The sequence below is a fragment of the Nocardiopsis listeri genome (assembly GCF_020741345.1).
GTDB classification, from domain to species: Bacteria; Actinomycetota; Actinomycetes; order Streptosporangiales; family Streptosporangiaceae; genus Nocardiopsis; species Nocardiopsis listeri_A.
Map to the genome: position 1 here is coordinate 1 of NZ_DYZD01000303.1, position 13,439 is coordinate 13,439.

A 13,439-nucleotide genomic window follows, 5' to 3' on the forward strand; every position below is an offset into this window, starting at 1 on the left:
TACCCGACGGGACCCCCGTTCGGCCCTTCCCCGACCTGCTGGGCGACCTGGCCGAACGCGCGGTCCGGGAGGCCTACGGAGTGCCCCACGAGGGCGACCCCTACGACGTCGCGCTGGTCAACTTCTACGACGCCGACGCCCGCATGGGCATGCACCAGGACCGCGACGAACTCTCCCGCGCCCCCGTGGTCTCGGCCAGCCTCGGCGACACGTGCGTGTTCCGCTTCGGCAACACCGAGAACCGCAACCGGCCCTACACCGACGTCGAACTGCGCAGCGGTGACCTGTTCGTCTTCGGCGGCCCCTCCCGGATGGCCTACCACGGGGTGCCCCGGGTCCGCCCCGGTACCGCCGATCCCGCTCTCGGCCTGCGGGGGCGGCTCAACATCACCGTTCGGGCTTCCGGGATCGGCGACCGGGTAGAGCGTGTCCTCCTGGCCGAAGGTCCCCGCTTTGGCCAGGATCGGGCGTGGGGAGAACCGAAGGAGGCCGACCCATGACCGAATCCGCGCCCGAGCGCATCATGGCCCTGGGCAGGAAGGACGCCGTCCTGCCCGCCGACGCGCCGCCCGGGGAACTCAGGATCATCCTGTACCGGGAGGGGGTGCCCTCGCGTGAGGTCGCCACCTTCGCCGAGGTCGACGAGGCGCTCACCGCGGAGCCGGCCTCGGTGGCGTGGATCGCGCTGACCGAACCCAACCGTGCTCAGGTGGAGGAGGCCGCCGGCCACTTCGACCTGCCCCACCTGGCGGTTGAGGACGCGATCGTGGCCCACCAACGACCCAAGATCGAGACCTACGGCGACACCCTGTTCGTGGCCCTGCGTCCGACGGTCTACGACGAGGAGCAGGAGAGGCTGCGGGTCGGTGAGCTCCATGTCTTCGGCACCCGATCCCTCGTGGTCACCCTCCGCCACGGGGTCGGGCCGGACCTCGGCAGGATCCGCACCCGCCTGGCGGAACACGCGAACCTGAGGGAGCGGGGCACGCTCGGAATCGTCTACGCCGTCCTGGACCGTGTGGTCGACGACTACGCGCCGGCGGTCGCCGGACTCCAAGAGGACGTGGACGAAGTGGAGAACCAGGTCTTCAACGAGGAGAAGGGTGTCTCACGACGTATCTACCGCCTGATGCGCGAGGTCATCATCCTGCAACGGGCCGTGGACCCGCTCGGCGAGATCCTGAACGAGCTCACCGGGCGCTGGGAGCGATCGGAGGGGGAGGCGCGAGGTGGACTGATCGCCTACCTGCGCGACGTCGCCGACCACGTGGCCGCGATTCGCGAACGCGTGGACGGCTTCCGTCAACTCCTGCAGGACATCATGGCGGTGGAGAGCAGCCTCGTGGACCAGGCCCAGAACGAGGTGATGAGGAAGGTGTCCTCCTGGGGCGGCATCCTGGTGGTGCCCACGCTGATCTCCTCGGTCTATGGGATGAACATCGCCCCCAGACCGGGCTTCCACTGGTTGTTCACGTGGCCGCTCACCCTGGCAGCCATGGCCCTGGTCAGTTTCCTTTTGTACGTGGTCTTCAGACGCAACGGGTGGTTGTAGGGAGAGGCCCTCACGGATTGAGCAGTCGACGGATCTCCTCCAGGTCCTCCCTCGCCCGGGCCCGGTTCCGCTCGGCCTCGGCCCGGCCCTCGCGCCACTCCCGGACCGCCTTTTCGACCTGATCGTCCATCCGGCGCAGTTCACGGGCGCGGACCTGCTCGGTGTTCTCCTGTTCCTTGGAGGCGGAGTGGTAGGCCAGCCCGATGCCGCCCAGCGCGACCAGGGTCAGGAACCACAGGACACCGTGCATCGTCAGCAACGACAGGATCAGCAGCACGCCGGCCGTGGCCGTCGCGATCCACAGCATGGTGCGGGAGTCGTTGCCGGGGGTGGCCGCGACCTCGGCCTTCTTCCGGGCCTGCTCCAGTTGTCCGTGGTCCGCGCCGGAGGCGGTGATGGTGACGGAGGTGCCCCGCAGGGTCACGCTGGTCCGGTCGGGCATCGACTCGGTGGCCCGGGCCGCCAGTTCCTCGGCGCCCTCCAGCACGGCACCGCGTTGCAACACCAGTGCGAAGGTCCGACGGTGCGGGGGTGCCTTCTCGGAGACCAGGTCGCGTTGGAGCAGGGTGCCGACCTCCTCGACGTTCTCATCCCAGGAGGGCAGGACGGTCTCCTCACCGGAACCCTCGATCACCGCGCGCAGCCGGTTGGCCTCGGCGATCAGGGGCGCCTCCTCCGGACTGCCCTCCTCCACCAGCAGGCGCAGGGTCTGCAGGAGGAAGTCGGCGCTGTCCTGGTCCGGCGCCAGCACCTCGGCGGGGCCGTCCTCGTTACTGAGCGTGGTGACGCGGGTGATACGTTCGCGCACCTCGGCGAGGCTGCGGGCCGCACCGGAACGCGCGGCGAGCCCATCTTCGGATCGGGGTCGGCGACCGGCGGGCGCGGACGAGAACCAGGCCTCCACCTTCGGGGCCCGGACACCCTCGGCCGACCAGTGGCGCAGGGTGGACAGCAGGAGCCGTTCGCGGGCGTCGTCGCCGAGGGAACCGTCGGCGATCAGCAACCACAGGGCGCGCCGGCCACGCGTGAGTCGGGCACTTGGTGCCGGCAGGTGGGGGAGGAGGTCGGCGGCCGTGTTCTCGCCCAGGGCTCGGGCGTGTTCGGCGCTGGTGAGCGCGGCGGCCAGGGCGCTGAAGCAGCCGGCGCGTTCGGGGTCGATCGTGGCGGCCTCGTCGAAGCGGACCCGCGCTCGTGCGAGGTCGCCGAGGAGCAGGGCGTGCAGGCCTCGGGCGGCCGGCACCAGCCAGTAGCCGGGCACGTCGTCGAGTTCGAGGCTCCCCGGTACGGAGCCGTCGATCATCTGTAGTGTGCGGTGTCGGGCGATGGCGGCACCGTCGAACATGGTGAGGGTGACGCGCAGGTCGCTGAGTTCGATGAAGGCGTCCAGGGTGGCGGAGACGCGATTCAGTCGTTGTTCCAGACTCCCCCTGAGCCGGCCCAGTTCCGAGCGCATGCGGCTGCGCTCGCGGGCCATCTGTGAGTGTGCGCTGTCGAGACTCTCCTCCAGGTCACGGATGCGCACGTTCTGTGAGTAGTCGGTCCAACTCATGCCTTCGCCCTTTCTACGGCGCGCGGGGGACGGGGCGCGCTGGAGGTTGTGACGGTGCCGGGTCCGATCCGGTTCGGCACGCGAGGTCTCGTCTCGATAGCCTTTTCTTCGTCACCGTGCGTGCCCGACCGAACGCGCGGTGGTGATTGATCTTCGGGGTCGAGTGGATCACAATTGGGAGCGCTCCCAAGAAAGGGTGAACCCTATGGCCGGCCCGTACCCCCAGGCAGACCCCGTGCTCCCCGCCGAACTCCTCTTCGGCACCGCCACCGCCGCCTACCAGGTCGAAGGCGCGGCCGACGAAGGCGGTCGGGGTCCCTCGATCTGGGACACCTACTGCCGCACCCCCGGGCGCGTGGCCCGTGGCGAGAGCGGCGACGTGTCCTGCGACCACTACCACCGTTATGGCGAGGACGTCGCCCTGCTCGCCGAACTGGGCGTGGACCTGTACCGCTTCTCGGTCTCCTGGCCGCGGGTGCAACCCACCGGCCGGGGCCGCCCCAACCCCGAGGGGCTCGCCTTCTACGACCGACTGGTCGACACCATCCTGGGCGCCGGCATCGAACCCGTGCTCACCCTCTACCACTGGGACCTGCCCCAGGCCCTGGAGGACGAGGGCGGCTGGCGGGTCCGCGACACCGCGCACCGCTTCGCCGAATACACCGCGATCGTCGCCGAACGCCTCGGTGACCGCGTCAACCGGTGGATCACCCTCAACGAACCCTTCTGCTCGGCGTTCGTCGGGCACGCCATCGGGCGCCACGCTCCCGGGACCAAGGAGGGAGCGCCCGCCCTGGCCGTCGCCCACCACCTGCTCCTGGCCCATGGCATGGCCGTCGGTGAACTGCGCGCGGCCGCCGCGGGAGAGGTCGGCATCACCCTCAACCCCGACCACCTGGTGCCCGCCACCGACTCCGAGGCCGACCGCGCCGCCGTGGAGCGGGCCCGCACCCTGCACAACCGCACCTGGTTCGACCCCATCTTCACCGGCGCCTACCCCGGCAACGAGAAGGAGGTGTGGGGCGCGCTCGCCGACGGCGCCCACCGTGTCGAGGGCGACCTGGAGATCATCGGTCAGCCCCTGGACTTCCTCGGGGTCAACTTCTACCGACCGATCATGCTGCGCGACGCCCCGCACGTCGAACCCGACCCGGCCCGACGCACCGCCGTCGACATCGGGGTGGAACAGGTCCCCTACGAGGGGGTCCGACACACCACCATGGGATGGCCCGTGGTGCCCGAGAGCTTCACCGAGCTGCTCGTCGACCTGGACCGCCGCTACCCGGGCCTGCCACCCATCCTCATCACCGAGAACGGGTCGGCCGAACCCGACGCCCCCGACGAGACCGGACGCGTGCGCGACACCGATCGCGTCGACTACCTGCGCGACCACCTGGCGGCGCTGGGCCGCGCCATCGAGGCCGGGGTGGACGTGCGCGGGTACTTCGTGTGGTCGTTGTTGGACAACTTCGAATGGGCCTATGGGTACGATCGCCGGTTCGGCCTGGTGCGGGTCGACTACGACCTGTTGGAGCGCCACCCCAAGGACAGCTTCCACTGGTATCGCGACTACCTGACCGCCCACCGGGCCGCGCGCGCGAAAGCCGCCGGTGCCTGACCGGAACCCCGTTCCACAAGGGTGTCCCGGTGGCCAACGCCGTGTTGGCATCCGTTTCGATCTGGGGCAAGCTGGACTCCGTCAGTTACGCGAGGGCCGTGGGAGCCCATGACGGACGGATCGGGTATGACGGTGCCGCAGGATTCGAGTCCGGGGACCAGCGGGAGCCTGCGCGCCGCGCAGCGCATGCTCCAGCTGCAGAACAGCCTCGTGGAACTGCTGCGCACCAAGCCCTTCAGCCAGATCACCTACAAGGAGATCACCGAGGGCGTCGACATCGACCGCTCCACCGTCTACCGCTACTACAACCACAAGAACCAGGTGCTCCAGGCGGCGGTGGACGTGCGCTTGACCGCGTTCGCCTCCCAGGTGGACCTGACGTTCGGGCGCATGGAGTCCATCGACGGCTACATGGGGCGTCTGGTCGACGGCTGGATCAGGCTGTGGCTGGAGTCCGGCGCGCTGCTCGCGGCGGCCTCGGGGATGGGCGCGGAGCCCGGACCCCAGCGGACGTGGTGGCGTGAGCGCATCGAACCGTGGATCGAGGCGGTCCGCGAGGCCATCGAGGTCGCCCGTTTCGTGGAGGAGCTGCCCAAGGACGGGCGTCCGGCCGGACCCTTGGCCGAGATGACGGTGGGCATGTGCCTGTCCACCTTCAACAACGAGCTGACGGTCCCGCACGACCCCGAACACCGCACCTTGGTCCGGGACCTGTTGCTGGACGCGATCCTGCGGACCATGGGCCGCAGGTAGGGGCCCGAGGGCGGGACGGTCGGATCAGGCGCGCTGGCGGGCCACGTCCCCGAAGGCGCCGACGACCGCGCCCAGGGCGAACATGGAGGCCTCGTCCTCGTCCATGTGCACGATGCCGGCGGGAACACGGACGCGGTAGGGCTTGTCCTCGGAGGGGAGGATCTCCAGCCCGTCGATGATGCCCTGCCCCTCCAACATCAGGAGGGCCTCACCGACCCTCCCGGTGCGGTCTCCCCGCGCCCATATCGACATGCGTCTCACCCTAACTACGGCGCGTGGCCGACGGCGGAGCCGACCTCTGGGTCGAGGCGGGCGACTGCGTACTCCAGTGTTATCACCGGCGGTGCAGGTGCACGTGCACGCTCACGTGTGGATGGCCGGATCCGGCCACCTGTCGGCTTTGTCGGTTCAAACCGCGCCCTTGGGGGAGCGTAGCGCCTCCGGGGCGATCGCCGACATCCAGTGCGGCCGTGTCGTCCACCCCAGGAACATCGTGCCCCCCTCCGAATCGGGGGGTCGTCCCGCCACAGCCGAGCGCAGCCCGGCCAACACCGGGGCCAGGCGATCACGCACATGGGACGGTTGCTCTTGGGACAGGTGCCACATCCACTCCACGCTCTCGCGCTGTTCCTCGGGAGAGCAACGGGACAACAGGAACACCGTCTGGCGCCAGGAGAACGCGGCGTTCTTCACGTGGGCCAGGACGTCGAAGATCCTCGGTAGCGTCTCGACCAGCCGCACCGTGTGCAGGTGCGCCCGGCGCGCGGCCTCGGCCCAGCCGTCGGTGGGGCGCGCGCCGGACAGGGTCAGGGCCGCCAGGTTGTGCGTGGTCAGGATCTGGGCCTGTTCGATGATCATGCCGTTGCCGGGTACCGACCACTCGGGTTCGCCGGCCCGTTCGACGCACAGGGCCGCGAAGCCGGACGGATCGTGCTCGTCGTCCAAGGCGAGCACCTGGGCGGTGTCGATCCCGTAGTAGCGGGCGTAGAGGCCATCGCCCAGCAGTTCCGCGGCCGCCTTGGCGGCCCGTACGAACTTGGCGGAGAAGTCGCGCATGAAGATGTCTGCGGCCAACTCCTCCACGAACCGCACCGGTGAGTCGGCGGTGCCGGCCAGTCCGTTGAGCTCGCGCACCAGCGGGTTGGGCGTGATGGTCCCCGGGAAACGGGTCAGTGTCGTCTCGCCCAGGCGCGTGATGAGGGCCCGGGCCGCGGACCGGCGCAGATCGTCCGTGGCCTGGTGGGGTGCCGCCTCCCGGACCCAGGGCAGCTCCTCCCGCCGCACCTGGGAGGACAGGTTCAGTAACAGCAGGGAACGCCGTGCGGCGAACGCGCGGTGGTGCACGGCCACCAGGCGGTTCAGGGTCGGGTCCTCGATCGCGGCGGCCTCGGCGGTGGCGGCCAAGGTGGGCACCAGCGAGGCCAGCACCTCGGCGGAGGGGATCAGCCCGCGTTCCACCAGGGAGTCCAGGGGGGCGATGACCGCCCGTTCCACTCGCTCACGCAGGGGGGTCGGGATCGCCGTGGCCTCGGGTATGTCGAACTCTCGCGCCTCCCGGGGAGAGACCGGCGCCAGGACGGGCTCGGGGTCGGCCAGACCGGAGTTGGCGGCGAAGGCGGACAACCGCTCCAACAGCATGCTCGCGAACACGTCGTGGGTGGGCGGCGCCGCCTGCACGGCCTGGGCGTCGCGCAGGGCGGTGTGCTCGGCGGAACCGGGCACGCCCCGCTTGGCGATCATGGACTCCACCGCGTGCCGGAGCAGTCCGCGTCGGCGTGCGCTCAACCCTTCCTCGGAGAGCCTCTCGCGCAGTGCGGTGAGCAGGATGCCCAGGTTCTCCTCGGGATCACGGTGCTTGGAACACAGGGTGTGCTCGGCGGCCAGCAGCTCGTACTCCGCCAGCAGGCCGGTGCCGCGCGTCTCCCAGCCCTCGGGACGGTGCGAGTCGACCACCCCGTCCCGGACCGTCTCCCACCAGTGCGCCAGGACCCGGTCGGCGAAGGGGTTCCACACGCGCAGCGCCTCGCGTTGGGCGGTGGGACGAGGGGCGGGCTTACGGGCGATCCTGTCCAACCCGGTACGCACCTGCGCCACCGACCAGCGGAAGACCGAACCCTCGGGCAGGTCCACGACCGGGGCCGGGCGCGGGGTCAGGCACAGTGACGCGGCGAAGGGGTCCAGGGCGCTCAGCAGACGCAGGGCGGCGGCGGTGTTCTCGGCCCGCAGCAGCCACACCACGGTCAGCAGCGCGGCCTGTTCGGGCTGGTCGAGTTCGTAGCCGCCGCTGTCGAGCAGCGCACCCAGGTGGGCCAGCCCGGTCTCGGTCAGGTGGTGGGAATACAACGAACCGCGGTCGGCCCTGAGTCCGTGCCGTTCGATGAGTTCGAGTTCGTGCGGGCGCAGCGGGCCACCGGCCGCGGCCGCGCCGGTGGCGAAACCACCGTGGACGACCTCGGGGGTGACCCACGCGGGCAGGTCCCGGACCGGGGTGCGCGACCCGACGGTCAGGGCGCCGTCGCTCATACCGCCCAGGACGCGCAGCCAGGACGCGGCACGCCGCTCGGCGGCCCGGCGCACGTCCGGGTCGTCGTGGGAGGCGGCGGTGCTCAGCGCCTCGGCGAGTCGGCTCGCGGGGTAGGTCGGGCCGACGTGGACGGGAGGTCGGTGTTCCATGCCGGTGCGGCGGGTTCCGCCCCCGCGCCCTCCCGGGCTAGAGCCGGGCGCTCTACTGCTGAGCTACGCACCGTGGCGCCCCATGCGGGGCCTGATCGCACACTAGCGCCCGGGCCGCGGGTGCGGAAGCCCTCATCCGGGGCCTGTGCGAGCGCACGGGTGTTCAGGAGCGCGCGGACCGCGCGGGCTTCTGCTCGGCCGGTTCGCAGACCTCGGTGACGGGGGCGAGCCACAGACCGGTGAGGGCGTCGGTCAGTCCGACGGCGGCGCGCCGCCAGGAGCCCTGGGGGGTGTCGACCCCCTCGCTCAGTGCACGCTCGCGCTCGGCCAACGTGTGGATCATGAGTTGACGCGCCATGTCCTGGCGTTCGGCGCGGGTCTGGTCGGGCAGGTCGGGAAGGCATGCGTGCAGTGCTTCCCCCGCTCGTACCAGGGAAGGGCGGCCGAGGGCCTCCCGGCTCACGATCCTGCGTAGGGAGAGGTCGCCCATCACCTGGGCGGTGAACCTCGCGTACCAGGAGGGGGTGCCCAGGTCGGCGAGGTGTCGGGCGAAGGGTTCCACCATGCAGGCGACCCAGTCCCTGGCCTCGGTGGAGCCCTCGACGCTCGACACCATGTGAAGACGGATCTCTTCGATCGGTTCGGTGTGCCTGCGCGCGATGGCGAGGACCAGGCCGGCCTTGGAACCGAAATGGTAGGTGACCGCGGTGTTGTTCCCCTGGTCCGCGGCCTGTCCGATCCGTCGGTTGGACACACCGGAGGGGCCGTGCTCGGCGAAGAGCCGCTCGGCCGCGACCAGGATCCTCTCCCTTGTCGCGGCGACCCTGCCCGACCTCGTCACGCTGCCACTCATGGGATCCACCGTATCGGCGTGCTCGTCGTCGTTGCTCGCCACGATGGGCGAGTGGGGGCCTTCGACCCCCTACAGTGATTTTAATTCATGCACCTGACTTAAAAGTCGGGTGCCATCATCGTGCGTTCGGAAACGGGGATCCGCTCCATGAAACGAGCTTTCGACGAGGCCACACCCGACGAGACGGGTTCACGCCTGCGGCCGCAAGTGGTCGTCGCGGTTCTGGCCTTCGGGGGCATCGTCGTCTCGCTCATGCAGACCCTGGTCATCCCCCTGGTACCGGTGCTCCCCGAACTCCTGGGAGCCACCCCCGGCGACACCGCCTGGGCGATCACCGCCACGTTGCTCGCCGCTGCGATCGCCACCCCGACCGTCGGCCGTCTGGGGGACATGTACGGCAAGCGCCGCATGCTGCTGATCAGCCTCGCCGTGCTGGTGGCCGGGTCCGTGTTCTGCGCCCTGGCCACGAACCTGTCGATCATGGTGGTCGGACGCGTGCTCCAGGGCCTGGCGGCGGGTGTGATCCCCCTGGGCATCAGCATCATGCGCGACGTGCTTCCGCCCGAGCGGCTCGGTGGGGCGACCGCGCTGATGAGCGCCTCGCTCGGAGTGGGTGGCGCGCTGGGGCTGCCCGCCGCCGCGTTCGTCGTGCAGAAGGCGGACTGGCACGTCATGTTCTGGGTCGCCGCTGCGCTGGCGGCCGTCGCCGGGGTCCTGGTCCGCCTGCTGATCCCCGACACCGGGGTCCGTACCGGTGGCAGGTTCGACCTGATCGGATCCCTGGGACTGTCGGTCGCCCTGCTCCTGCTGCTGCTCGCCGTCTCCAAGGGTTCCGACTGGGGCTGGGGAAGCGGTGTTCCGGGCGCGATGCTCGTCGTCGCGGCCGTGGTGCTCGTGGTCTGGGGGTGGTGGGAGCTGCGCACCTCGCAGCCGCTGGTGGATCTGCGCGTCAGCGTGCGACGCCAGGTACTGCTGACCAACACCGCCTCCGTGATGTTCGGTTTCTCGATGTTCGCGATGTCCCTGGTCGTGCCCCAGGTGATCCAGCTGCCGGAGGTCACCGGATACGGCTTCGGACGGACGATCCTGATCGCGGGCCTGGTGATGGCGCCGAACGGCCTGGTGATGATGGCGATGTCGCCGATCTCGGCGCGCATCTCCCGAGCCAGGGGGCCGAAGACGACCCTGATGGCCGGCGCCCTGCTGGTCGCTTCGGGCTATGGCATGAGCGTGGTCCTCATGTCCGGGCTCTGGCAGCTCATGATCGCCTCCACCATCATCGGAGCGGGCGTGGGCCTGGCCTACGGGGCCATGCCCGCCCTGGTCATGGCGGCCGTGCCCCTTTCGGAGACCGCGGCGGCCAACAGCCTCAACACCCTGATGCGATCCATCGGCACCTCCGTGGCCAGTGCCGTGGCCGGCGTGGTCATCGCCAACGTGACCATGAGCGCGGGAGGAGAGGTCTTCCCGGCGCGCGACGCCTTCACCCTGATCCTTGGCCTGGGAGCCCTGGCCGCGCTGACCGCGTTCGTCATCGCCGCCTTCCTGCCCGGCCGCGCCAAGGCCACCGCACCCGTCGAGCCCGAACCCGTCCAAAGGTCAGGAGCGCGCGGAGGTGAACCGAAGGAAGCTTCCGCCCTGGCCCAGGACCAGCCCTAGGGAGGCCACCGCGTAGGCGGACCAGAGCCAGGCCAGCCCGCCACCGGCCGCGGCGGGGAAGGCCACCAGGGCCAACAGCCCGAAACAGACCGCGAACGTGTACAGGGTCGGGGAGGTGCGCTTGAGGGCGAGCAGACCCATGCCGGGCAGGGCCTGGGCCCCGTCGGCCACCACCACGACGAACAACACCGGCAACAGCCCGATCACCAATGCCTGCACCTGAGGGTCGGGGGTGAACACGCCCAGCAACGGGCGGGCCACCAGGAGGACCAGCAGCACACCGGCCGCCACCACCGGCAGGGCCAGACAGATCCCGGCGGCCAGGGATCGGCGCACCTGTCCGAACCCGTGTCGGCCTGCGTCGGCGGCGGCCCGCGCCATGAACGGCACGGTCGCCTGACCCACCGCCGTGGCCGGTAGGAACACGAACGTGGCCAGGGTGACCATGATCTGGTGGGCGGCGGCGTCGGCCACGCCGGCGGTCGCCGCGGCCATCGCCAGCACGCCCAGGACGCCGAACTTGATGAGCATGGTGGAGCCCATGGGCAGCCCGACCCGGGCCATGCGCCACACGGTGCTCCAGACGGGCCGACCCAGGCCGACGCGGTGCCCGTCCAAGGCGGTGCGTCGGCGCAGCAACAGGTGGGCCGTGGCCAGAGCGGCGGTGGCGTTGACGAACATGGCCACGCCCGCGCCGGTCATGCCCAGGGTGGGCAGCGGACCCGGCCCCAGGACCAGCGACGGGATGAGCACGATCGAGGAACCGGTGTTGACCAGGCCCACCCACATGGCCTCCTTGGAACGGCCCAGGGCGATCAGCAACGTGGTGGCCGAGGTCTGGAACGAGACGACCACCAGGGTGAGGGCCATGAGGTAGGGGAAGGGGCCGAAGGCGGCGACGGTCGCCTCGGGTACGCCGATGAGCGTGGACAGAACGGGGACGGCGGTCACGGCCAGGCCGCCCAGGGCACCGGCGCACAGGGCCAGCCACATCGCGTCGCGGAAGGTGGATTCGAGCTCACCGGGATCGTCGCCGCTCTGGGCGACGAACGGCATGGAGCCTCGCAGCGCGCCTTGGACGACCATGATGGCCGGGTTGAACACGGCGATGGTCATCGCGTAGGCGGCCAGGGACGCGGTGCCGGCGTGACCCAGGACGGCGGCGGTGACCAGGGTGCCGACGACGCCGGCGACCATCGACAGGTACAGCGGGAACGTCTTGGCCGAGATGTCCTTGACCAGGGCGGAGAGGGGGCGAGGGGCGGCGTTGTCCAGGGAGGGTTCGTCGGGGGAACCGTGGGCATCGGCCGAGGGGGACATGGTCTGCTTTCGTGCTCGACGGGTCGGCGTCAACCTACCAGCGCGAGAACTCGGGCGAATCAGGCAATCTACGTCATAAAGGTGCGGATTTGGGAGCCCGAGTTCATTGGCGTACCGGGTTCCGTAGGCTGTCCTCGCGTGGTTCTCCCGCGCAGAGGTCGGTTCGGGGCGTAGTGGACGGATGTCCCGAACCGGCCTCGTGGTCCGTTACGGGTGTGAGGTGTCGCTCGTGTGGTCTTTCCCCTTGTGCGCGTGTACCCGTGGGTGTTGCATGTTCTCTGATCCGGCGGCCGAGACGACGGTCGGGCCGCCACGTGGTGGAGGAGCGCGTACGCATGGCAGTGGGGTTCTGGCGGTGCGGCATGTGCGCCGCCCGCAACGAACCGTCCAAGCACACCTGCATGGTGTGCGACACGGTGCGCGCCGTGGGTACGCGCGGAGAGTCCGACGAGGGTGACCTGTTGGCCCCGGCCGAGAGCACGGCCTTCTCCTCCCCAGAGGAGCCGCCGCGACGTGTGGAACCGGGCTCGATGTTCGTCCCGGCGAGGGCCCGCTCGGGCGGGGCGACCACGAAGGCGGACGACACCGGTGGGGAGCCGGAGGCCGACCTTCACCGTCGACGGTCGAAGTGGGGCCCGCCGCGGTGGCCGCAGGGTACGGTGCGCGCTCTGACTCTGGCGGTGGTCGGCGCGGTGGTGTTGATCCTGGTGTGGATACTGCCCCGCCTGGGCGGGGAGGACACGGCCGGAGCGCCGGGGGAGCCCGTGGTCGAGGAGTTCTGCCCCGACCGGGTCTCGGAACTGGTGCCGGGGGAGGGGCCGGGCGCGTTGGAGGCGGCCTACGAGACCGAGCGACACCGGATCATGCTGTGCTCCAACAGCGTGGGGGAGCTGTTCTACTTCGGGGAGTTCCTGGACGGTGAGGGCGAGGCGATGGTCGTGCCCGCGGAACGGTCCGAGGAGGGCTACGTGGCCGAGTCCGGGCAGACCCTGTACGAGATCGTCGGCGACGAGGTGGTGATCACCGGGGCCGACGGCCAGGAGGTGGCGCGTCTGGCCCTGGAAACGGTGGAGAACCCGAGCTAGCGCGCGAGACGGCGGGTGCGATCGAGGCGCACCCGCCGGCGTGGTGCTATCGGGTCTTCACGACGGCCGCGAGGAGACCGGAGATGATCATCATCGACAGGCTGATGATCATGAGTACGAATCCGATGGTTCCGACCATGGTGTTTCCTTCACTTGTCGTCCTCCGGGTGCCGGGGGCCGTGTCCCCGGCACCGGCACGCCGGATCGTCCGGAGTTCCGGGCGCGGCATGTATCTCTTCGGTGCTTCACCCTATCTCGCCGTCGCGTCGGGGCCGCTTCGGGTGGGGCCCGACAGACATGGTCCCGCCCTGGTCCCGGGCATGTCGGCGGTCGATGTCCGGTCGGTGCCGGACCGCGCGGGTGCCATGCGTGGACGA

The 13,439-nt window shown here is 70.3% G+C and carries 11 protein-coding genes; 6 read left to right on the top strand and 5 right to left on the bottom strand.

Annotated features, from left to right (window positions below; translation table 11 throughout):
• Both K8V84_RS16215 and K8V84_RS16220 read left to right on the top strand, forming a co-directional pair.
• On the top strand, positions 1-500 hold a 500-nt coding region (locus K8V84_RS16215), incomplete at its 5' end, for an alpha-ketoglutarate-dependent dioxygenase AlkB (protein WP_304075788.1).
• A complete protein-coding gene (locus tag K8V84_RS16220; protein ID WP_304075789.1) occupies positions 497-1,552 on the top strand; it encodes a magnesium and cobalt transport protein CorA in 1,056 nt (351 codons plus the stop codon). The genes K8V84_RS16215 and K8V84_RS16220, both read left to right, overlap by 4 nt.
• Before the next feature lie 10 nt (positions 1,553-1,562).
• Here K8V84_RS16220 and K8V84_RS16225 read toward each other — a convergent pair whose 3' ends face one another.
• Positions 1,563-3,101 (bottom strand): hypothetical protein, encoded by a 1,539-nt coding sequence (locus tag K8V84_RS16225; protein WP_304075790.1) that lies wholly within the window; start codon positions 3,099-3,101, stop codon positions 1,563-1,565.
• A 205-nt stretch (positions 3,102-3,306) separates the two neighbouring features.
• Between K8V84_RS16225 and K8V84_RS16230 the strand changes: the two genes are divergently transcribed.
• Together K8V84_RS16230 and K8V84_RS16235 are read left to right on the top strand one after the other, a co-directional pair.
• Entirely contained in the window at positions 3,307-4,719 is a 1,413-nt protein-coding gene (locus tag K8V84_RS16230; protein ID WP_304075792.1) for a GH1 family beta-glucosidase, read from the top strand.
• Between the two features lie 186 nt (positions 4,720-4,905).
• Positions 4,906-5,472, top strand: coding sequence for a TetR/AcrR family transcriptional regulator (locus K8V84_RS16235; RefSeq protein WP_369696639.1), 567 nt, complete (start codon positions 4,906-4,908; stop codon positions 5,470-5,472).
• A 24-nt stretch (positions 5,473-5,496) separates the two neighbouring features.
• Here the strand turns inward: K8V84_RS16235 and K8V84_RS16240 are convergent, their stop codons facing one another.
• From K8V84_RS16240 to K8V84_RS16250, 3 genes are all read right to left on the bottom strand, one after another.
• The gene (locus K8V84_RS16240) at positions 5,497-5,724 is read right to left on the bottom strand and encodes a hypothetical protein (protein WP_067605165.1); all 228 of its coding nucleotides are present in this window, start codon (positions 5,722-5,724) and stop codon (positions 5,497-5,499) included.
• A gap of 156 nt (positions 5,725-5,880) precedes the next feature.
• Positions 5,881-8,145, bottom strand: coding sequence for a transcriptional regulator (locus K8V84_RS16245; RefSeq protein WP_304075797.1), 2,265 nt, complete (start codon positions 8,143-8,145; stop codon positions 5,881-5,883).
• A gap of 163 nt (positions 8,146-8,308) precedes the next feature.
• Positions 8,309-8,998: a TetR/AcrR family transcriptional regulator gene (locus K8V84_RS16250; RefSeq protein WP_304075799.1), complete on the bottom strand. Its 690-nt coding sequence runs from the start codon at positions 8,996-8,998 to the stop codon at positions 8,309-8,311.
• Positions 8,999-9,145: 147 nt separating this feature from the next.
• On the opposite strand from K8V84_RS16250, the gene K8V84_RS16255 reads away from it, so the two are divergent.
• A complete protein-coding gene (locus K8V84_RS16255) occupies positions 9,146-10,657 on the top strand; it encodes an MFS transporter (RefSeq protein ID WP_304075801.1) in 1,512 nt (503 codons plus the stop codon).
• Here K8V84_RS16255 and K8V84_RS16260 read toward each other — a convergent pair.
• On the bottom strand, positions 10,598-11,977 hold the full coding sequence (locus K8V84_RS16260; protein WP_304075803.1) for an MATE family efflux transporter: 1,380 nt from the start codon (positions 11,975-11,977) through the stop codon (positions 10,598-10,600). The genes K8V84_RS16255 and K8V84_RS16260 overlap by 60 nt on opposite strands.
• A gap of 335 nt (positions 11,978-12,312) precedes the next feature.
• On the opposite strand from K8V84_RS16260, the gene K8V84_RS16265 reads away from it, so the two are divergent.
• Positions 12,313-13,062, top strand: a complete 750-nt coding sequence (locus K8V84_RS16265; protein ID WP_304075805.1) for a hypothetical protein — start codon at positions 12,313-12,315, stop codon at positions 13,060-13,062.
• Positions 13,063-13,439: the final 377 nt, after the last annotated feature.